Source organism: Anabaena sp. UHCC 0204, from assembly GCF_009711975.1.
Taxonomy (GTDB): Bacteria; Cyanobacteriota; Cyanobacteriia; order Cyanobacteriales; family Nostocaceae; genus Dolichospermum.
In genome coordinates this window covers 48,665-67,665 of sequence record NZ_VIKW01000020.1, presented here as the reverse complement: position 1 = coordinate 67,665, position 19,001 = coordinate 48,665, and the positions used below count along the sequence as shown (strand labels likewise).

Here is a 19,001-nt window from a genome sequence, read left to right as displayed (position 1 = left end):
TATTGGAATCAATCCAAAATCCAAAATCCAAAATCTAAAATCGAAAGACTAAGAGTTTCTTATGAGCAATATTTCCCGCAGAAAATTTATTATTACCTCCAGTGTTGCAGCAGCAACTTCTATCTTAGTACACGGTTGTTCCTCTAGTAACTCTAATTCGGCAACAACAGATAGTTCTGCTTCTTCAAATACCAAACTTGCTAACAATTCCACAGTTAGTAATGCCCCTAAAGTTGAAACAACCAAAGCCAAATTTGGATTTATTGCCCTTACCGATGCTGCACCTTTAATTATTGCTAAGGAAAAAGGTTTCTTTGCTAAATATGGGATGACTGATGTTGAAGTCAGCAAACAAAAATCCTGGCCAGTCACTCGTGATAACTTGAAAATTGGCTCATCTGGTGGTGGTATTGATGGCGCACATATTCTTACCCCCATGCCCTATCTTCTCACCATAAATGATAAAGTACCAATGTATCTTTTGGCACGATTAAATATAAATGGTCAAGCCATTTCAGTTGCTGAAAAATTCAAAGATTTGAAAGTAGGTTTACAAAGTAAATCTCTTAAAGAAACTGTAAATAAAGCTAAAGCTGATAAAAAATCCATGAAAGTTGCCATGACTTTACCCGGTGGTACTCATGATTTATGGATGCGTTATTGGTTAGCGGCTGGTGGTATTAATCCTGATCAAGATGTAATTTTGGAAGCTGTACCACCTGCACAAATGGTGGCAAATATGAAAGTTGGAACTGTTGATGCTTTTTGTGTGGGAGAACCTTGGAATGCTCAATTAGTCAGCCAAAAATTAGGTTATACAGCTTTAACTACAGGTGAATTATGGAATAACCATCCAGAAAAAGCCTTTGCGATGCGGAAAGATTGGGTTGATAAAAATCCCAATTCTACACAAGCTTTGTTAATGGCAATTATGGAAGCACAACAATGGTGTGATCAGCCAGAAAATAAAGAAGAAATGTGTAAAATCTGCGCTGATAGAAAATACTTTAATGTTGCTGTAGCTGACATTTTAGAACGGGCTAAAGGTAATATTGATTATGGTGATGGACGCAAGGAACAAAATTTCCCATATCGTATGAAGTTTTGGGAAGATAATGCTTCTTATCCCTATAAGAGTCATGATACTTGGTTTTTAACTGAAGAAATTCGTTGGGGTTATTTACCTAAAGATACGAAGGTGAAGGAAATTGTTGATCAGGTAAATAGAGAAGATTTATGGAAACAAGCTGCTAAGGCTTTGGGTGTAGCTGCTGCGGAAATTCCAGCTAGTTCTTCTCGTGGTGTGGAAACATTTTTTGATGGTGTGAAGTTTGATCCTGAAAAACCAGAGGAATATTTAAAGAGTTTGCAAATTAAGAAGGTGTAATTGTCAGTTGGGTTGAAAGTGCAACCCAACATAGTCTACTAGATTAATTAGATTTTTAAGTCTCACGCAGAGGCGCAGAGACGCAAAGCAAAGAAAAGAAGGAAATAGGAGAAATCAATGGCTGCTATTGCTGGAAGTCGTAGGGTTGGTAGTAAACAACGGAAGGTTATTAATAAGTTTTTGATCAATAAGGTTCTACCGCCGCTGTTTGGATTGGTTGTTTTTCTGGTGTTGTGGGAATTAATTTGTTTAATTCCTAGTTTTGAATTACCTGGTCCAATAGAAACAATTCGGGAAACTTTTGATCCTTTTATTCTTCATCCTTTCTTTGATAATGGTGGCAGTGATAAGGGTTTAGGTTGGCAAATATTGACCAGTTTAGGACGGGTTGCTTTAGGGTTTTCTTTGGCAGCAGTTGTAGGAGTAATTTTAGGAATATTAATTGGTTCTAATACTTTTTTGTATAATGCTGTAGATCCGATTTTTCAGGTATTAAGAACTATTCCGCCTTTGGCTTGGTTGCCAATTTCTTTAGCAGCTTTTCAACAAGCTAATCCTTCGGCAATTTTCGTGATTTTCATTACTTCGATTTGGCCGATTGTAATTAATACAACTGTGGGTGTACAAAATATTCCCCAAGATTATGTAAATGTGGCTCGTGTTTTGCGTTTGCGGAAGGGAAATTATTTCTTGAAGATTGTGTTTCCGGCAACTGTTCCTTATATTTTTACGGGTTTAAGAATTGGTATTGGTTTATCTTGGTTGGCTATTGTCGCGGCGGAAATGTTGGTTGGTGGTGTAGGTATTGGTTCGTTTATTTGGGATGCCTATAATACGACTACAGACACGAATATGAGTGAGATTATTATCGCTTTGGTATATGTCGGTTTGGTGGGATTAATTCTAGATAGAATGGTGGCTTTTGTTGCTCAAAAGGTTGTAACTACAGAACAAAAATAATTCTTATAGGACTTACGCACAAGTCACGAAAGAACGTTCGCAAAGCGTGTCGAAGACATACCATGAAGGAACGAACCACGAAGGAACGAAGGACACGAAGAAAAGAGGGTTTCAGAGATATTTTGCGTAAGTCTTGTCTTAGTTTGTAATTTTTTACATTACCCATTACCATTCATAATGAAGACTTTTTTAGAAATTGATCACGTAGACAAAATATTTAACCTCCCCAATGGTGGTAAATATATTGCTTTGAAAAATATTGAATTGAAGATTGCTGAAGGTGAATTTGTTTCTTTAATTGGACATTCTGGTTGTGGTAAGTCCACTTTACTTAATATTATTGCTGGGTTAGATCGCGCTAGTATTGGTGGTGTAACTTTGGAAGATCGGGAAGTAAGAGAACCTGGTCCTGATAGGATGGTGGTTTTTCAAAATTACTCTTTACTTCCTTGGTTAACTGTACGGGAAAATATCGCTTTGGCTGTGGATGAAGTTCATCAAAATCTACCGAAAGGAGAACGTCGGGGAATAATAGAAGAACATATTGATATGGTGGGTTTGCGACGTGCTATTAACAAACGTCCTAGTGAATTATCGGGGGGAATGAAACAGCGAGTTGCGATCGCTCGTGCTTTGGCTACCCGTCCCAAGTTATTATTATTAGATGAGCCTTTTGGCGCTTTGGATGCGTTGACAAGGGGGAATTTACAAGCACAATTAATGACTATCTGTAATGAACACAGAATTACCTGTGTGATGGTGACACATGATGTTGATGAAGCTTTATTATTGAGCGATCGCATTGTCATGTTAACCAATGGACCAGAAGCACACATTGGGCAAATTCTTGAAGTACCTATTCCCCGTCCTCGTCAACGTTTGGAAGTAGTTAATAATCCCTGTTACTACAACTTGCGAAACGAAATAATTTACTTTCTCAACCAACAAAAACAAGCGAAAAAACGCCAAAAACAAGTTATTGCCCCTGCGATTATTTCTAACAAAAACTTAGAAAAAGTTCATTTAGAAATTGGCTATATTCCCCTCACTCAAGCCGCACCTTTAATAGTTGCCAAAGAAAAAGGTTTCTTTGCCCAATACGGTTTAGAAGTCAATCTGAACAGCGAAACTAGCTGGAAAGACATCGCCAAAGGTGTAGCAACTCGTAGGCTTGATGCAGCCCAAATGGTAGCAGGAATGCCCCTAGCGATGACTTTAGGTGCAGGAGGTAAAACTCCAGTGTCAATGGTAACAGCTATGACCCTTTCCCGCAACGGTAGCGCCATCACTTTCAGCAAAGAATTATTCAACAATGGAGTTAGCAATTTAGCAGATTTTCAAGCCACCATTAACACTGATTTAGACAAAACTCACACCTTGGGAATTGTCCATTCTGCATCCATGCAAAACCTATTATTACGCTATTGGTTAGCAGCCGGTGGAATTCAACCTGATGTAGATGTCAGTTTGATGGTAATTCCATCACAAGAAATGGTGAATTCCCTCGAAGATCGAAAAATTGATGGTTACTGTGTAGGTGAACCTTGGAACACTCATGCAGTTGATCAAAACCTGGGTTTTATCATCGCTATCACTTCAGAAATTTGGAATGGACATCCAGATAAAATATTAGGAGTCAGAGAAGATTGGGCGCAAGAAAATCCTCAAACACATCTAGCTTTAGTTAAAGCCCTATTAGCAGCTTGTGAATATTGTGATGATATTCGCAACCGGGAAGAAGTTCTCAAATTAATTTCTCAACCTAATTATATTGGAAGTAATTTCCTTAATCTTCGTCCAGCTTTAATAGATACTTACAAGCAGTATGATTTCCAAAAAACCCAAACTTCTCATCAGTTTTATTTCAACAAAGCCAACTATCCAGATCGTCATGAAATGTTATGGATTTTAACACAACTAGCCCGTTGGGGTTTAGTAGCTTTCCCCAAAAATTGGGTAGAAGTAATTGACAGAGTTTGTCGTCCAGATGTGTTTGGTGCAGCCGCAAGAGAAAAAGGCATTTTAGATATTGGTAGAGAAGAACCAATTAAATTATTTGATGGTAAAGTCTTTAATCCTTCCGAACCAATCGAATATTTAAAAAGGTTGGAAATTAAATGTCAACTTCGCGTTGAAGAAGTATTTATTTAGTCAGTTGTCAGTTGTCAGTTGTCAGTTGTCAATTCTCAGTTGTCAATTCTCAGTTGTCAATTGTTATTACCGATTACCCATTCCCTATTACCAAAAATATCATGACAACAGTAAACTATAATAACAAAAGCCAACAATTACAAACCCAGAGAAAAGAAGACTTTTTAGTAATTGATGGTGTCAACAAAGTTTATCCCACAGCCGAAGGACCTTATACAGTTCTAGATGACATCAACCTCAAAGTTCGTGAAGGTGAATTTATTTGTTTGATTGGACATTCTGGCTGTGGAAAATCAACACTCCTGAACATGGTTTCTGGATTTAATAAACCTACCAACGGTGTCGTCTGGTTGCAAGGTCAACCCATCACCGAACCAGGACCAGACAGAATGATGGTATTTCAAAACTATTGTTTACTACCTTGGTTAAATGTTTTTGATAATGTTTATTTAGGCGTTGATTCCGTATTTCCCAACAAAAGCCAAGCCGAAAAACGGGCAATAGTCAAAGAACATTTAGCAATGGTAGGACTAACAGAAGCAGCCCAAAAGAAACCCGGACAAATATCTGGAGGAATGAAACAAAGAGTAGCGATCGCTCGTGCTTTAGCCATCCGTCCCCAACTCCTCATTTTAGATGAACCCTTCGGCGCTTTAGATGCTATCACCAAAGAAGAATTACAAGAAGAATTACTACAAATTTGGTCAGATCATCAAGTCACCGTTTTAATGATTACCCATGACATTGATGAAGCACTTTTCCTAGCAGACAAATTAGTAATGATGACAAACGGACCAGCAGCAAATATTGGCGAAGTATTAGAAATACCCTTCTCCCGTCCTCGCAACCGTCGCCGCATCATGGAAAATCCAGAATATTATCACTTGAGAAACTACGCCCTAGACTTCCTCTTTCGTCGTTGCGCTCATATTGAAGAAGAATAATTATCTCACGCAAAGGCGCAAAGACGCAAAGTAAGAAAATACAAAAATCTCTCTGCGTCTCTGCGTGAAAAAAAATCCAAATATTATGACAGAAATTACAAAAACCCTTTGTCCTTATTGTGGAGTTGGTTGCGGTTTAGAAGTCTCCCCTCCAGCACAAAAAGAACATCAACCTTGGCGAGTTAGAGGTGATAAATCTCATCCTTCAAGTCAAGGAATGGTATGTGTTAAAGGTGCAACTATTACCGAATCTTTAGATAAAAATAGATTGCATTATCCAATGATGCGTGATTCTTTAGATCAAGAATTTCGCCGTATTAGTTGGGATGAAGCTTTTAATATTATTACCCAACGTATTCAAACATTACGGTTAAATAATGCCACAGATTCTATCTGTATGTATGGTTCTGGACAATTTCAAACAGAAGATTATTATATTGCTCAAAAATTACTCAAAGGTTGTTTAGGAACTAATAATTTTGATGCTAATTCCCGGTTGTGTATGTCTAGTGCGGTATCTGGGTACATTCAAAGTTTTGGCGCTGATGGTCCTCCTTGCTGTTACGATGATTTAGAATTAACTGATTGTGCTTTTTTAATTGGTACGAATACAGCAGAATGTCACCCGATTGTTTTTAATAGATTAGCAAAATATCATAAGAAAAATCCTCATGTTAAAATGGTTGTTGTTGATCCGCGTCGCACTCCTACCGCAGAAGCCGCAGATTTACATTTAGCTATTCGTCCCGGTACTGATATTGATTTGTTAAATGGTATCGCCTATTTATTAATAAAATGGAATTATATAGATAAAGCTTTTATTGATGATTGTACTAGCAATTTTCCAGCTTATGCAGAAGTAATTCGTCATTATGCTCCTGATGTTGTTTCCCGTCAATGTGGTATTAGTATTGAAGATTTAGAAACTGCTGCAAAATATTGGGGACAAGCAAAATCTGTACTTTCTTTATGGTCAATGGGTGTTAATCAATCTACGGAAGGTACAGCTAAAGTTAGAACTATTATTAATTTACATTTGATGACAGGACAAGTCGGAAAACCTGGTGCTGGTCCTTTTTCTTTGACTGGTCAACCTAATGCAATGGGAGGAAGAGAAGCGGGCGGTTTAGCGCAGTTGTTACCGGGTTATCGGTCGGTTAAAAATGAGCAACATCGAACGGAAATAGAAGATTTTTGGGGTTTGAAAAAAGGTCAAATTTCTCATGTTCCTGGTTTAACTGCTTGGGATATGATCACTGGTTTGGAATCGGGAAATGTGGGTTTATTGTGGATTGCTGCAACTAATCCCGCTGTGAGTATGCCAGATTTAGAAAGAACTAAAAAAGCGTTGTTAAAATCGCCTTTTACTATCTATCAAGATGCTTATTATCCTACGGAAACATCAGCTTATGCTCATGTTTTGTTACCTGCGGCACAGTGGGGTGAAAAAACTGGGATAATGACTAATTCTGAAAGAATGGTAACGCTATGTTCGGCTTTTCGTAAACCACCAGGGGAAGCAAAACCAGATTGGGAAATTTTTGCCCAAGTGGGAAGAAGATTAGGTTTTAAGGATAAGTTTGCTTTTAATAATTCTGCGGAAGTTTATCAAGAGTTTGTTCAATTAACTCGTCAGCGTCCTTGTGATATGTCGGGTTTAAGTCATGAGTTTTTAATAGCAAATGATCCCACTCATTGGCCTTATTCACAGGATAGTAATTCAGAAACTAAACGTTTATATACAGATTTACGTTTTCATACTTCAGATGGACGCGCTATTTTCGGTGCATATTATTCTAAAGGTTTAGCAGAACCACCTGATCCTAATTATCCTTTTATATTAACTACTGGAAGATTGTACGGGCATTGGCACACACAGACACGCACAGGGAGAATTGATAAAATTCGCAAAATGCACCCAGAACCTTTTATAGAAATTCACCCCCGTGATGCTGCGGCTTTGGGTATTATTGATAATCAGTGGTTAGAAGTGCGATCGCGTCGTGGTAAAACTAAGTTTCCGGCTAAAGTCACAAAAGCTATTTCTCCTGGTACTGTCTTTGTGCCTATGCACTGGGGTAAGCTATGGGCTGATGATGCTGAAGCAAATAATCTCACCCATTCAGAAGCTTGTCCTGATTCCCTTCAACCAGAATTAAAAGCTTGTGCTGTGCAGCTTGTCCCCATTCCTGTAGAAACTTCTGTTCAAAATTATCAGCTTCTGTCTTCACAATGGTAAACTTTGAACAGTATATAGCGGTTATCGGTAGCAATACAATCGAGGGCGCAGACCCTGCGCCCCTACAGGGTTTGCGATTGACTGACTGTATCTCACAAAGAGTGCATACCGCTATAGGACTAATCAAATACTGAAATTGCTTAAGTATGAGATTATTAATTTTATTATCCAAATAATTTAGATCCCAGATGGTGAAAATTACATTTTCTCGATCTGTGAAGTTTGTGAAATTGGAAAATATATCATTTTTTATCCTATAGACAATTCTAGAGGATTTTTGTTTTATCTACGTAATTAGCCAGCAAATTTCAAGCAAGGAGTTTTAGATGAGGAAACTGATCAAAAGATTTTTAGAAATTACCAGTGACAAAAGTTTCATCCACCTAATTGAAATTGTCGAGGTGATGGTTTCAAAAATTCTCTCTTTACTGATGATTGTTGTAATTTTTGCGACACTTGGCGATTTAGCAATATTTATCTTCAGGGAAATACTTTCACCAGAAGAAGGTCGTTTTAGTCAGACATTATTCCAGACTTTTGGATTATTTTTAAATGTATTAATTGCTTTAGAAATTTTAGAAAATATTACTGGCTATCTCAAAAAGCACGTTGTCCAAGTTGAATTAGTTATTATTACTTCTTTAATTGCGATCGCCCGGAAAATTATTATTCTTGATTTGAAAGTCACCGAAGGTATAGAAATTATAGGACTAGGTATTGCTATTCTGGCTTTATCAATTAGTTATTTGATCATTCGGATGAGTAATTCTAGACACGAAAATTAAAGAAGGAGTTCAGATTTAAAAGAAAGTTGAGTATTATAGTGCTTATACCTATAATTTATATAACTGCTTTTGGAAATTTCGGATGATTTGTAAATTATTAGTTAATTTTGTATTTTGAATGGGAGCAAACGGCAGGTTAGTAAAGCTATAGTGTATTTAGTCATGGTGCGGCTGTTAATATGGCTAAGGTTAAGTCTACTACCACTACATTTGATAGCGTGACGTATGGCTAACGCCACGCTGCCCTAAAGCCATAGAATTTGTTTAGACACACTCACTAACTCGATGACAGGCAAAAACGCAAGACGGAATGCATTTCTGCGACTGGTGTCTAGTAAGGTCGAAGTTTCGGAGTCAGCATCTCGCTACTCGTTGCTTCCTGGTAAAGAAATGGTAATTGGACGTGACCCTAGCTGCCAAATTGTCTTGGATGCCATGATATACCGGATGGTATCTCGTCGTCATGCGGTGGTTCGTCCCCTTTCTTTATCTCCAGATAGCAGTTACAGTTGGGTAATTTGTGATTTGAATAGTGCTAATGGCACTTTTTTAAATGGAGAACACTTACAAGGATGTCAAGAATTACATTTAGGCGATCGCATTTCCCTTGGTGCTGATGGACCACAATTTATTTTCGGGTATGAAGTTATTGCTCAACCCACAATGATGAATGTTAATAAAGCTACAGTATTATCATCTGTCAATAACTATCAATCATCCTTAAAACAAGATTCTGTCAGCTTTACACAATTATTTCCGATTATTTCTACGGGTAAGGATCTAACTCGCAAAGCTTACCTGATACCAGGAATCCTGACGGTAGTTTTTGTAGTATTAATGTTTGCAACAGTCGGTCATCCCCAAGCCAATCAAGTAATTGTTGGGTCTTATATCGCTTTTGCAGCTTACTATTTCGTTTATCAATTGTGTGGAAAACCTAAGCCCTGGTGGGTACTTCTAGCTGCGGCACTGAGTACAATGTTAATATTGCTCAGTCCTCTCTTAGATGTGTTTATCACCGTATTCCGGGATATTTTACCAGGAAGTTTAGACAGTGCATCTCAAGATGGCATTACCTTTACCGAATTATTAGTGCGGATGTTTTTCGGTGCTGGGTTAATGGAGGAGTTGCTGAAAATATTACCAGTATTAGGAGCGTATCTAATTGGGAATTCTTTACCGTCACCTTGGCGAGAACGGATAGGGGTTTGGGAACCTCTAGATGGTATTCTGCTAGGAACAGCTTCGGCTGTGGGTTTTACTTTACTGGAAACTCTTGGTCAATATGTACCCTTAATTTCCCAAGATGCTGGTCAATTAGTCGGTTTACAGCTACTCATTCCTCGAATTTTAGGTTCTGTGGCTGGACACATGGCTTACAGTGGATACTTAGGCTATTTTATTGGTTTGGCTGTCTTGAAACCGACGAAAGGAAAACAAATTCTTTCGGTGGGTTATTTGAGTGCTTCGGCACTTCACGCTTTATGGAATGCGACAGGTTCTATAAATGCTTTTTTATTGGTGGTAGTTGGTGTTTTATCTTATGCCTTTTTGATGGCAGCCATTCTCAAAGCACGGGTATTGTCACCAACGCGATCGCAAAACTTCGCTACCCGCTTTCTCGAACCAAAATAAAATATCAGTAGAGGCAGGAAAAAGTAAAAATTAGGTTTGAGAGTCACATTTAGAAAGATATTTAAGGGCATAATCAGCGATCGCTAAACTAATTTTTGCCTGTTCTATTGCTGATAAATTTTCCCAATCTCGTAAATGACCACAGGACTGTTCACCATCACCGATTACGGTTGTCAATGTGTGTTGTTCACTACTTCGCATCGCATAAGCAAAAGGACGAGCTAAAACTAATAAATCATCTATTTCCCAACTAGGTAGTAAAGCTTGTACACATTCCACTAGTTTCTCACTGGCTGATTGTTCAAGAATCAAGACCTCTGAAGCTTTTGAGCAAATAGCAGTGAGTAAAACTTCAGGGATAACCAAAAAAGCATTTTGCAAAGCTTTCTGAAGATAATGGACTGTATTTTCCCGCAGATTATCCTCTTCAATAGCCGGAAATTGATCCCAAATTATATCTAGGTTTTGATAAAAATTATCAGCACTTGTATTCAGTTCTCCTTCTGAGAAATTCTGCAAATCAAACTGTTGTTCTAGATGATGGAAATAAGCTTCTGAAGCAGCGTCCGATACATTCCAGGGATAAGTCCCATCTTCAGGTTCTAGTAGTGCTTCTAGTAGTTCTAAATCAGCTAGCGATGGGACAAGATGTAAAGTATTTAAGTTGGCGATTGAATTTTTCATTTTCATCTCACTATTAATTCATTTGGTCTTGTTGACAGCTACAACCTGAAAAATTAGATTTCCGTAAAATAATTGCATCCACTATCTTCATTCATTCCTAACCCCTACTGTATTCTTCCCAAATAAATTCCCAAATTTCACCTTTAGAACTCCCAAACATTAACTGCATTCCCGATTTTAAAGGTACTTCTTCCCGGAGGATCTGTTGCCAACCGTTGGGGCTTAAATACCAGGTAGTTCCATAGGTAGAAAAATCTTGCAGGTAATAAGTTGCTGTGGATGTAGTGCCATTGAGAGTATTCCGACATAAAATTTCTGCGTGGCGTTTAGAAATATAAATTTCGGGAATCACAATATCATTATCTTTCGTGCGACCGATCCTAGTGACTCCAGAACGTAATAACCAAGCTTTACCGCCCGGCGCAAGCGATCGCAAATATGCTGTATTTATAGGAGTAGATAGACCGGAAATTGCTGTATCTGGTAGTTCTGTAATTCCTTCATCAACGCTTTTAATCAATTCTCCATCAAAATCAGGATGGAGATAAAGGACTGGTAATGTCCAAGCCGGTTGATTGAATTTATACAGTGTTAATAATTCTTGTCTAGCTGCTGCGACTGCTTCATCAATTGGTTTGCGCGATCGCAATGCCTCCGCAAAACTTTGAATAAAACTATGACTTTCAGCATCAGCAATTTCATCACGCATCCCTAATACAGCCGGCACACCATGACGAATCAGCACTTCTGCCAAACTACTTGCAGGTATAGCCTGGTGATCAATGGCTGCTGGTTGCGCCCCCCAACAGGCATTAAAAACTCCAAGTTTTATCCCTGTGCGAGTTAAAACTTGAGCTAATTCTATCCCATTAATCTTGAATCCAGTTCCTAAAAATAATGAGCCTCCGTCAGGATCTGGTAATCCGTGTCCGGCATAAAAGAAAACATTATAAGCTTTAGTTTCTAACTCCTGAATTAACTCTTTTGCTGTAGGTTGCACTAATATTTTGACTGTACAAGGTGCATATACTGGGGTTGTTTTGCCCACAGGACGACCTTCTAACAATATTTTTTTCAGTAAGGATGCTTCTTGATCTAATTGTAATTTATGGTCATGTCCCAACACCAGTAAGATATTTAATGTCTGATCAGTTCGTAATTCTGGTAAAGGTTCTACTTCGCTGGTGGTGCGACTAAATAAAATATCTTGGGATAGAGATATAGCTGATTGTCCAGCTTCTGGCTGCATAATTTCCCAAGGTAAAGCAATCAGATCAGGATCACGAATTTCCAACCGGAAGCGTAATGGCCGATGTTGACCCATAGCCATACCACGACTGCGTTCCCAACTACCAAGAATCGCCCCATCAAACACCCATCGCCATAAATTGATCCCCAAGGATTGCATTAGACGACTACTGTAAGGGCTGGTACTTTGCCCTCCAGGAGATGAAATTAAAGTTAAGGGTATGGTATTAACTGATGGAGAAGTGGGAAAAGAACTAATATCTAAAGAAGCATGACCAGCAAACATTTGCTGCCATTCTTGCCAAACTTGATTAAGTTCAGCATCCAAAACACAATCACGGAGAACATAGCCACTAGGATAGGGTGCTTTGACTACCCAAATGGCGAAATTATCAGTTCCAGTATTTACTAGACGGGCGATCGCCAAATTTAGGCAGGACATGGATTAGTGAAAACTAAACGTTCAAAACACAGATATACAGTTCAACAATTGACAATGGACAATTGACAATTGATAATTACCTAGCCCTGGAAGTGCGAGGATTGAGAAAGAAGAATTTTTTGGCTTTTTTCTCCTTTCAAGCAGAGCTTTTGACAATTGACATTCCCCGCTCTCAAGAGATGGGGATTCTTAAAACCAAATAAATAGTCTTAACGGCGATATCCAAACGCCTCTACTGATTCGGTAATGTAGGTAGAAAATCATTGTCTAGGCTAGGAATAATGCTTCACAAGTATAACATTCTTCGGTTTCAACAATATTACCTATCACCTACTAGATCACAGGGACTAGATTGATCTGATTGTAAAATAGAGATATCCAAATCTTGCAGTTCAGAAAAATTAAGCTGGACTGTTTTGGGAGTTTCTGATACGGAGTCAGATGTTTGACAGAAGCGCAAACGCACTACTGGATTATCCACAGCATTAGGATTAGTTATTTTATCAATGACTTGGAAAAAACTTTGAGCCGGAAAAGGTTGGCTATTTACAGTGATCGAACTATTAGCTTTAATCACCAATGTATTAGAGATATCGTCTAAAGTTATTGGTGTGGTAGGCGAAATTGGCGGTTGGCTAGAAATTGGCGAAGGAGATGAAATTGTTGTTGGTAATTTGAATTGCAATTTAAACCAATATCCCAAAAAACCAGATATTAACATCAATCCTAAAATCACGATCAACTGTAATGGAATGGAAGGAAAATTAATAGTCTTGTCTTTAGTAATTACTTGAGTTTTTTGATCAGAACTTAAATTTTCACCATTGACTGTATCATCTATACTATCTAATGGTGTACTAGCTAAAAAATTAGCAAAATCTACTGTAATACTTGTCTCTGGTTCAGAATATTTAACCTCATAATGTACTAAAGCAATGGTGACATTATCATGTCCGTTTTTAGTATTGGCAATTTCTATTAATCTTTCAGCAGCATTTTCTATACTTATTTTTCCCGAAAGTATAGGTAACATTTCTGTTTCCCAAGATTCTTCTATGCGATCAAAATCACTCAAACCATCAGATGTGAGTAAGAAAACTGCATCTTCGTCAATAATAAAACGTTGAGAAGTGGGATGTAGCGAGGTACTTTTACTCATCCCCAATGCTTGAACTAAAGAGCCAGAACCGCTATGTTGCAATGCTTCCCGGTAGAGAGCATAACCTAAACGGACTTCACGAGAAGCCACATCATCATCTAAGGTGATTTGATGACAACTATGACGAGTAATCCAGTAAGCACGACTATCACCAACATGGGTGATATATATTTCATGGGCAACTGGTAAAGCCATAACGATGGTTGTTCCCATGCGTTGTCGCCCTTGACGATGTTCGCTATCGTTGCGCTGGCTAATTTTATCGTTAACGGTTGCTACTGCTCGTTCTAAATCGGATAGCAAAAGTGCAGGATCTATATTTTCGTAGGGAACTGAACTCAATCCTTGGAGTTGTTGTTGAATGGTTTCAATTGCTAAATTGGAGGCTACATTACCGCCTTCATGTCCACCAATACCGTCACAGACAATTGCTAAGGCGCTATGATGTGGTGGTTTAGCTATTAAGGTGTTTTGAGGAGGAAAGCAGGCATCTTCATTGCGTGGGCGAATTGGTCCAGAGTCTGTTTTGGTATAGATTTTAATAGTAGTTGTTTGGAATCTTTCTAATTGAATTAATCCTCGATCTAAAACTTTAATTAATTGCTCAGATGAGTTAATTTCTCCCTGAATTAGAGCTTCACATACTTGTTGAATAAATGGGGCAATATTTGGTTTGGCATTTTTGAGTAATTGCCACCAAAATTCTCCCAATTGAGATAATGACGGTATATTTTCTCCATCAAAACGCAATTCTAGTAAACGAATTAATACCCCTTCTACCCTTAATAAATGTGGATCTAGTAGACTAGATGCGACTCCTTCTACAGCGAGGGGTTGCCACAAATTGGCTAATTGCCACAACCAATGGATTTGGCGGATTGATGATGCTTCTGGCCAAACAGTATCTAAACTACTACACAGGTTGACTTGAGTGAAAGTTGCATCAGTTAATAATGGTGGTTTTTCTAAAAGTAATATTTCTGTTTGGGTCTGGTTATTAGCTAAATTCAGAACTCCATATACTTGTGGTATATTGATACGATAGGGAATTAGTTTGAGATAAGGTTTAATTTTCTCTAAATTATCTAATTCAGGAATTTGGGGTAATAACCCAGGTTTGATATCTAAAAGAATGGATTTACTAATGACTAAATAGCGATCGCCTAAAATAGCGCCAGGATGATTTGGGCTGATATCTTCTCCCACAGCCCAGAGATAACGCTTAGGTAAGGGTGTGGAACACTGCTGGCAAAATTTGTGGGTAAGGGGATTAGCAAATTGACAGTATTCATTTGGGCAGTAGAGCGTTACCGCATCATTTTCCATAGTTTTCCCACCGATCAGCAATTGGCATTTTTTTCAACAGTATTTTATTACGGCAGTTGATACCGCTTATATTTTTCTTAACCCACAGCCCATCATAACTTTTATTGCTGTGGGAATATGTATCCATAGCAGAACTAAATTTTAACCTGTCATTAAACCTTGACAAACCAGGCCGGGGGCAGGGAGCAGGGGAGCAGGGGAGCAGAGGAGCAGGGGAGCAGAGGAGCAGGGAGCAGGGAAATATTTCTTACATATTGCCTTGCATATTGCTTTCTTTTAACTATCACCTATCACCTGTCACCTGTCACCTGTCACCTGTCACCTGTCACCTGTCACCTGTCACCTGTCACCTGTCACCTGTCACCTGCTATATTTACCAAATTTATTGATTGTCTTTAGCTGCAACTTGAGGTAATCCCATGCTGTAGTTAGTAACGCGACTGGAGAGATTGTAGCTAATTTCGCCTTTTTGGAGAAGCGATCGCAGATAATGCTCTAAGTCTGAACCAATGCGGCGTAAGTTGTAGTCGGTTAGATCCGCGCCACTAGATGCTTCTACAAGTTGATCAAACTGGCGATAAACTTTTTGCAGAGCATCTTCATTCCAGTTGAATTCGTTGTCTGGATCAATATCTAATGTCAAAACCTGATTACTCGGAATCAGTTCATCCTTGTCCATTTCCGCCGCAAAAATGCGAATATGGCGGGTTGTGGACTTAAGCAGCATCGGGTTATCCATAAGTGTGGGTGTAAGAGTTTAGCTGAATTACACTGCAATTATTTTAACTGCTATGTTTGAGCTTATAGCAGAAAAGAAGGTTAAAGTCTAAAATTTGCAGCGTGGACTCTAAGACCGATAAATATAGCAGGAAATCCATGACCTAAGCATACAGGAATTTAGATTCCGGAATTAATTTATCTTCATGTATATGATTATTCTTGAAAATTTTGCGGATTTTGTACTGATTCTGATTTTTATTAATGTAAATATACTTGTATCGTAGTAACTTTACTGAATTTTTCTCCATTTAGTGAATTTTTCTATAACTATAAATTGCATTTATTAAAGGAGTGGATTCAGTGTAACCCATTAAGTATTATCACGTATGAAAGTAAAAAAAATAATATTTCTTGACGTTTTGGAGAAGTTGATGTAAAAACCTTTAACAAGGCCTAATCATTTTTTTACAGAAACTTCATGGTATGACACCTCAAAAACTGAATAATAGTTTAGGGCTTGGATATGCCATAACTGGTAAAGAAACATCAAAAAACAGTAAAATCTAACTGAAATAAATACAGGGGGAGTAAAATAGAATGCCAGTTTTATGGATGAGGAAAAATTCTTATCTTCAAAAACTTTGGATTCACAAAAGTATAACAAAAGTATAAGGAATTTTTCTGAAGATTTAGTCTCTCACCCGTATGACCACTAAAGTAAAGGAATCCTCAAAACTATGAACTCCAAAGCATTACCACGTCAAATAAATAATCCCGAAGTAGGTGTTTATGAGTGTGAAATCCACCTCAAATTCCGCCTGATTGAAGAAAAAAGTCTGTTAAGCGATCGCGATCAACTGTTACAAGTATTACTAGAAGCTTTAACTGAAGGATCTGATGACTTTTTAGAAACCTTACAGGCATCAGTGAAAGCTCAGGAGATTTCGGAGTTTAAAGCTTCTCCACAGATGCGTCGTCAACTCATGCGTTTACGGAATTTCGCTGATACTATCCAATAGGCATCGGTGTAATTTCGTATCATAGCAAATCTATTTGAGAATTGCGATAATTAAGTTTTGAAGGTCTGCTTCTACCTGTTTTTTTAACTATGACTTTGCTTGTAAACGTAAAATTACGTCTACAGCATTGGTGTCTCCATGCTGGCAAACTAGGAAAATTACAAATCACAATTTGTAACGTAAGTTACTATTTTGACAGCAAAATTTAGCCAGGTGCATTTTACCGTTTTCTACCAATAAATCTTAATTAGCAGTGCGGGTAGTTTACTTAGCTAGACCATGTTCTAGCGCAAAACGAACTAACTCTGTACGGCTATTAGTACCAGTTTTACTAAATAAACGACTGACATATTTTTCCACATTGCGAACGCTTGTTTCTAAACGACGGGCAATTTCTTTATTCATTAATCCTTCTGCTACCAGATTTAAAACACTTTGTTCTCTAGGAGTCAAATCAATTTTAAATGGGGCTGGGGATTGGGATATGGCACTTCGATGAGTTAATAGTATTCTAATTTGAGCGATTTGATTAGCCAATTCGGCAAGATTTGGAGTTTCGCTATCTTCCCCGGTAGTAGGGGTTTGGGCGCTACGACGAGCGAGTAAATTTTCAACTATGGCAACTAATTCATCAGGATCAAATGGTTTGGGTAGATAAGCGTCAACACCTGCATGGTAGCCTTGAATGCGATCGCCTGTCATGCCTTTGGCGGTCAAAAATACCACTGGTAATGCTTGAAAGCGAGGATCATCTCGCAGTTGTTTGAGAAACTGATAGCCATCTACCTGGGGCATCATAATATCAGAAATCACTAAATCAGCGGTGTTCTCTTGCATCCAATCCCAACCTTCACGGGCATTACTGGCAGTTTGAACCCTAAAACCGCTTTCTTGTAAATATTCTTTGACGGCTTCCCTCAATCCTGGTTCGTCATCTACCAGTAACAGTTGTGCTGACATTGAAAATTCCTATAAGTGTACATTTCCCTAATGTAGCGAAATTTGGCTAGTCTTGGCTACTGGGTAAGAGGGAGATTGAACACAAGAAAAGTTTCTGGCGATTATAAATCACTACTACACAAACAAAGTCCGTCTCCGCGGACTAAGAACCCACGCAGGCTGTCACTGAGCTTGTCGATAGCGTAGCGTGGCGTTAGCCATAGTGTGGGTTTTGTCTGTAGAGCCGCGACTTCTAGTCGCCTTTTCAAATATCTTCTAACATTAAAAAGTTATGAAATTGCTACTTTATAGCCACAAAAAAGGCCAGATTGAAAAGATTTAGTAGACTGGCATTTATTTTAAAAATGCTAATATGTTAATCATGGGCAGTTAAAAATCATAACTGTTAAAAACAAAGAGGAGAACCATGTCTGATACGCAAACTATATTACACAACTTTGGTCAGGTTTATGACAATCCTGTATTGCTAGATCACAGTGTCACCGCGCCCGTTGTCGAAGGATTTAATGTTGTATTGGCTAGTTTTCAGGCATTGTACTTGCAATATCAAAAACATCATTTTGTAGTTGAAGGGGCAGAGTTCAATTCACTGCACGACTTCTTTAACGACAGCTACAACGAAGTCCAAGATCACATCCATGAAATTGGCGAACGTTTAAATGGTTTGGGTGGTATACCAGCAGCTAGTTTTAGCAAATTAGCTGAATTATGCTGTTTTGAACCAGAAGCAGATGGCGCATTTTCTTCTCGGACAATGGTAGAAAATGACCTGGTTGCGGAACAAGCATTAATTGGTGTAATTCGCCGTCAAGCCGCTCAAGCTGAAAGTTTGGGCGATAGAGGCACACGCTATTTGTACGAAAAAATTCTTTTGAAAACTGAAGAAAGAGCTTATCACTTAGGTCACTTCTTGGCTAAGGATAGTTTAACTTTAGGTTTTGTACAACCTGCTCAGAATTAAAGTTTTCATAATCTCAATTTAACCAAAGTACAAAAAAAGTAAATTTTAGGAATTGAGAATTTTCCAAAATTCATATTTTTGGCAGAAAGGTGTAAATTATCCTTTCTGCCATTTTTTATTTTAGCCAATTAAATATATTTGGATAACCTGCGAATTTTGAACATTTCACTAAAGATAAATCCTCGCATTTACCTGTTAAAATTAAATATAGATTTACCTACATTTGCAGATTAACAAGAGCAGCTTATTGAAAACATATTTCAGTAACTTCAATTCAATAAATAAAAATATTTAGCAGTAGATTTATTGTGATAACCTATGACAATTAAGTAAACTTTAATTTACGTAAAACCCAGTAATAGAATCTCTTATTTCCATTAT

At 38.1% G+C, this 19,001-nt stretch carries 14 protein-coding genes; 9 read left to right on the top strand and 5 right to left on the bottom strand.

Features of this window, described 5'->3' with window-relative positions:
* Positions 1-61: 61 nt before the first annotated feature.
* The 7 genes from FJR04_RS16660 to FJR04_RS16630 all read left to right on the top strand — a co-directional run bounded on the left by FJR04_RS16660 (position 62) and on the right by FJR04_RS16630 (position 10,101).
* Entirely contained in the window at positions 62-1,387 is a 1,326-nt protein-coding gene (locus tag FJR04_RS16660; RefSeq protein ID WP_168496755.1) for a CmpA/NrtA family ABC transporter substrate-binding protein, read from the top strand.
* 117 nt (positions 1,388-1,504) lie between these two features.
* A complete protein-coding gene (gene ntrB / locus FJR04_RS16655; RefSeq protein WP_168496753.1) occupies positions 1,505-2,347 on the top strand; it encodes a nitrate ABC transporter permease in 843 nt (280 codons plus the stop codon).
* A gap of 177 nt (positions 2,348-2,524) precedes the next feature.
* Complete coding sequence (locus tag FJR04_RS16650) at positions 2,525-4,498, top strand: nitrate ABC transporter ATP-binding protein (protein ID WP_168496751.1); 1,974 nt, start codon at positions 2,525-2,527, stop codon at positions 4,496-4,498.
* Positions 4,499-4,599: 101 nt separating this feature from the next.
* Positions 4,600-5,442, top strand: a complete 843-nt coding sequence (locus FJR04_RS16645) for a nitrate ABC transporter ATP-binding protein (RefSeq protein WP_168496749.1) — start codon at positions 4,600-4,602, stop codon at positions 5,440-5,442.
* Between the two features lie 85 nt (positions 5,443-5,527).
* Positions 5,528-7,681, top strand: coding sequence for a molybdopterin oxidoreductase family protein (locus FJR04_RS16640; RefSeq protein ID WP_168496747.1), 2,154 nt, complete (start codon positions 5,528-5,530; stop codon positions 7,679-7,681).
* A gap of 326 nt (positions 7,682-8,007) precedes the next feature.
* Positions 8,008-8,466: a phosphate-starvation-inducible PsiE family protein gene (locus FJR04_RS16635; RefSeq protein ID WP_168496745.1), complete on the top strand. Its 459-nt coding sequence runs from the start codon at positions 8,008-8,010 to the stop codon at positions 8,464-8,466.
* 285 nt (positions 8,467-8,751) lie between these two features.
* Positions 8,752-10,101 carry a PrsW family glutamic-type intramembrane protease gene (locus tag FJR04_RS16630; RefSeq protein ID WP_168496743.1) on the top strand — a complete coding sequence of 450 codons (1,350 nt, stop codon included), beginning with the start codon at positions 8,752-8,754 and terminating at the stop codon, positions 10,099-10,101.
* A 30-nt stretch (positions 10,102-10,131) separates the two neighbouring features.
* Here the strand turns inward: FJR04_RS16630 and FJR04_RS16625 are convergent, their stop codons facing one another.
* The 4 genes from FJR04_RS16625 to FJR04_RS16610 form a co-directional block, all read right to left on the bottom strand.
* Positions 10,132-10,785, bottom strand: a complete 654-nt coding sequence (locus tag FJR04_RS16625) for a hypothetical protein (protein ID WP_168496741.1) — start codon at positions 10,783-10,785, stop codon at positions 10,132-10,134.
* A gap of 97 nt (positions 10,786-10,882) precedes the next feature.
* The gene (locus tag FJR04_RS16620) at positions 10,883-12,475 is read right to left on the bottom strand and encodes a CHAT domain-containing protein (protein ID WP_168496739.1); all 1,593 of its coding nucleotides are present in this window, start codon (positions 12,473-12,475) and stop codon (positions 10,883-10,885) included.
* A 319-nt stretch (positions 12,476-12,794) separates the two neighbouring features.
* Positions 12,795-14,960: a PP2C family serine/threonine-protein phosphatase gene (locus tag FJR04_RS16615; protein WP_168496737.1), complete on the bottom strand. Its 2,166-nt coding sequence runs from the start codon at positions 14,958-14,960 to the stop codon at positions 12,795-12,797.
* A 382-nt stretch (positions 14,961-15,342) separates the two neighbouring features.
* The gene (locus FJR04_RS16610; RefSeq protein WP_168496735.1) at positions 15,343-15,699 is read right to left on the bottom strand and encodes an NAD(P)H-quinone oxidoreductase subunit M; all 357 of its coding nucleotides are present in this window, start codon (positions 15,697-15,699) and stop codon (positions 15,343-15,345) included.
* Between the two features lie 718 nt (positions 15,700-16,417).
* Here FJR04_RS16610 and FJR04_RS16605 point away from each other — a divergent pair.
* Entirely contained in the window at positions 16,418-16,699 is a 282-nt protein-coding gene (locus FJR04_RS16605) for an Npun_R1517 family heterocyst differentiation transcriptional regulator (protein WP_168496733.1), read from the top strand.
* A 264-nt stretch (positions 16,700-16,963) separates the two neighbouring features.
* Here the strand turns inward: FJR04_RS16605 and FJR04_RS16600 are convergent, their stop codons facing one another.
* Entirely contained in the window at positions 16,964-17,659 is a 696-nt protein-coding gene (locus tag FJR04_RS16600; RefSeq protein WP_168496731.1) for a response regulator transcription factor, read from the bottom strand.
* 406 nt (positions 17,660-18,065) lie between these two features.
* Here FJR04_RS16600 and FJR04_RS16595 point away from each other — a divergent pair, with 406 nt between their 5' ends.
* A complete protein-coding gene (locus FJR04_RS16595) occupies positions 18,066-18,620 on the top strand; it encodes a Dps family protein (RefSeq protein ID WP_168496729.1) in 555 nt (184 codons plus the stop codon).
* Positions 18,621-19,001: the final 381 nt, after the last annotated feature.

Coding starts and splice junctions, on each gene's coding strand:
- FJR04_RS16610 (WP_168496735.1), bottom strand. CDS start 15,699: ATGGATAACCCGATGCTGCTTAAGTCCACAACCCGCCATATTCGCATT.
- FJR04_RS16620 (WP_168496739.1), bottom strand. CDS start 12,475: ATGTCCTGCCTAAATTTGGCGATCGCCCGTCTAGTAAATACTGGAACT.
- FJR04_RS16645 (WP_168496749.1), top strand. CDS start 4,600: ATGACAACAGTAAACTATAATAACAAAAGCCAACAATTACAAACCCAG.
- FJR04_RS16640 (WP_168496747.1), top strand. CDS start 5,528: ATGACAGAAATTACAAAAACCCTTTGTCCTTATTGTGGAGTTGGTTGC.
- FJR04_RS16615 (WP_168496737.1), bottom strand. CDS start 14,960: ATGGAAAATGATGCGGTAACGCTCTACTGCCCAAATGAATACTGTCAA.
- FJR04_RS16595 (WP_168496729.1), top strand. CDS start 18,066: ATGTCTGATACGCAAACTATATTACACAACTTTGGTCAGGTTTATGAC.
- ntrB (WP_168496753.1), top strand. CDS start 1,505: ATGGCTGCTATTGCTGGAAGTCGTAGGGTTGGTAGTAAACAACGGAAG.
- FJR04_RS16650 (WP_168496751.1), top strand. CDS start 2,525: ATGAAGACTTTTTTAGAAATTGATCACGTAGACAAAATATTTAACCTC.
- FJR04_RS16600 (WP_168496731.1), bottom strand. CDS start 17,659: ATGTCAGCACAACTGTTACTGGTAGATGACGAACCAGGATTGAGGGAA.
- FJR04_RS16630 (WP_168496743.1), top strand. CDS start 8,752: ATGACAGGCAAAAACGCAAGACGGAATGCATTTCTGCGACTGGTGTCT.
- FJR04_RS16605 (WP_168496733.1), top strand. CDS start 16,418: ATGAACTCCAAAGCATTACCACGTCAAATAAATAATCCCGAAGTAGGT.
- FJR04_RS16660 (WP_168496755.1), top strand. CDS start 62: ATGAGCAATATTTCCCGCAGAAAATTTATTATTACCTCCAGTGTTGCA.
- FJR04_RS16635 (WP_168496745.1), top strand. CDS start 8,008: ATGAGGAAACTGATCAAAAGATTTTTAGAAATTACCAGTGACAAAAGT.
- FJR04_RS16625 (WP_168496741.1), bottom strand. CDS start 10,785: ATGAAAAATTCAATCGCCAACTTAAATACTTTACATCTTGTCCCATCG.